We start from the raw sequence: 1,818 nt of genomic DNA on the forward strand, positions 1-1,818 counted from the left end.
CAGGCCGAGCCCCCACGGACCGGCATGCAGGATATCGCGGGCAAACATCGGCAGCAGCGCGGTCGCGCCGCCGAGCAGCACCGCGAAGAGATCGAGCGAGATCGTGCCGAGCATCACCGGTCGGCTGCGGATGAAGGAGACGCCGGCAAAGACCGAGGCTAGTGTCACCGGCTCGCGCTTGGCAGGGCTCCATTGCATCCGGATCGAGATGACGTTGAAACTCGCAACGGCAAAAAGCAGCGCTGCTATAGCAAAGGGCGCGACGGGATGGAGGCCATAAAGCAGGCCGCCGAGCGATGGGCCGACGATCAGCGCCGTCTGCATCATCGAGGTCGATGTTGCGACAGCCTTCTGCAGCATCGAGGCCGGCACGATGTTCGGCAGCAGCGCCGCCATGGTCGGGCGCTCGAAGGCGACGACGGCGCCGAGCACCGTGACGGCGGCAAGGATGCCGGCCGGCGTCAGCCATTGCTGCCAGGTGGCGATCGCCAGCACCAGGGCCGTCACCGCCTCGATCAACTGGCAGACAAGCCCGATGCGCCGCCGGTCGAACCGGTCGGCGACATGACCGACGACGAAGGTCAGCACCGCCATCGGCAGGAACTGGCACAAGCCGACGAGGCCGAGCGCAAAGGCGCTGTGCGTCTGATCGTAGATCATCCATCCCATGGCAATGCCAATGGACTGGAAGGAGAGCGAGGAAAAAACGCGGGAGGCGGCGAAGTTCAGATAGCCGGGGTGGCGAAGAACGCTCCCCGGTCCTTGGGATATGTCCATTGCGATGTCACCGGCCGGCAGCGCGGGTCCGCCAGCCTTTATAGAGTTTTGAATGCCGGAACGGTGTTCTGCTCGAATGGATGGCTTGTCAATCGGAATGAGCTGCGCTCACCGGATTGCGTTAGGCCCCGGGCCTTTGCTCATACAAAATATGGATGAGGCGATATATCAGGTATCAATTTCCGATATGGAGCGGCTGGCCGTAGCCTCATTGCTGTCACCAAACCAAGAGGCTTTCGATGACCATCGACACCACGGCAAGTGCGCTGACCGCAGAGCAGCACGCAACGCTTGAAACCTTCTACGGCGCCTTCACGCGCAAAAATCCCGATCTTCTCGATGAGGCCGTCACATCGGGCTGGCAGGATATTCCGCTCGCCCCCGGCCAAGGTCCCGGGCCAGCCGGGCTGAAGCCGATCATCCTCGGCTTTATCGAATCCCTGCCGGATGTGGAGATCGTGGTCGACGAAGTGATCGGCTTCAACGACCGCGCCGGCGTTCGCGCCCGTATCGTCGGCACCCAACGCGGTGCGCTCTTCGGCATTCCGGCGACGAACCGCCGAATAGAGATCGCGCTCCATGAATTCCACCGCTTCGAAGGCGGCAGGATCTCCCACACCTGGCATCTCGAGGACTGGTTCGGCATGCTGCACCAGCTCGGCGCCTGGCCGCCGAAGACGGCGTCCCTTCATCCGGAGAGCGCGTGATGAAGGCCGCCCGCATCCATGCCTATGGCGCGATAGACGATATCCGGATCGAGGATGTGCCCGAGCCGGTACCCGGCCTTGACGACGTGCTCATCCGTGTCGAGGCGGCCGCCCTCAATCCAATGGATAACAAGCTGCTTGCCGGATATCTGAAGGACTTCTTCCCCCTCGCCTTCCCTTATACGCTCGGGACCGATCTCGCCGGAACGGTGGTTGCAACAGGCCCGCTCGTCGCCACCGTCAGGCCGGGTGACAGGGTGATCGCGCGCACCGATCCGGCAAGCGGCGGCGCCTTTGCCGAACTGGCGGCCGTGCCTGCCCGATTGGTCGTTCC

3 protein-coding genes are annotated in these 1,818 nt (G+C 63.4%); 2 read left to right on the forward strand and 1 reads right to left on the reverse strand.

Annotated elements, in window-relative coordinates:
• On the reverse strand, positions 1–777 hold a 777-nt coding region (locus MOV76_RS39020; RefSeq protein ID WP_247266580.1), incomplete at its 3' end, for an MFS transporter.
• Positions 778–1,016: 239 nt separating this feature from the next.
• Here MOV76_RS39020 and MOV76_RS39025 point away from each other — a divergent pair.
• Positions 1,017–1,484 carry an ester cyclase gene (locus MOV76_RS39025; RefSeq protein WP_065276142.1) on the forward strand — a complete coding sequence of 156 codons (468 nt, stop codon included), beginning with the start codon at positions 1,017–1,019 and terminating at the stop codon, positions 1,482–1,484.
• The coding region (locus MOV76_RS39030; RefSeq protein WP_247266581.1) for an alcohol dehydrogenase catalytic domain-containing protein at positions 1,484–1,818 on the forward strand (335 nt) is incomplete at its 3' end. The genes MOV76_RS39025 and MOV76_RS39030, both read left to right, overlap by 1 nt.

Origin of the sequence: Rhizobium sp. PRIMUS64 (genome assembly GCF_023006465.1) — a bacterium.
Lineage (GTDB): Bacteria > Pseudomonadota > Alphaproteobacteria > Rhizobiales > Rhizobiaceae > Rhizobium > Rhizobium leguminosarum.

What these genes read in the sequence shown, in the direction of transcription:
- MOV76_RS39025 (WP_065276142.1), top strand. Translation starts at nt 1,017, where the DNA reads ATGACCATCGACACCACGGCAAGTGCGCTGACCGCAGAGCAGCACGCA.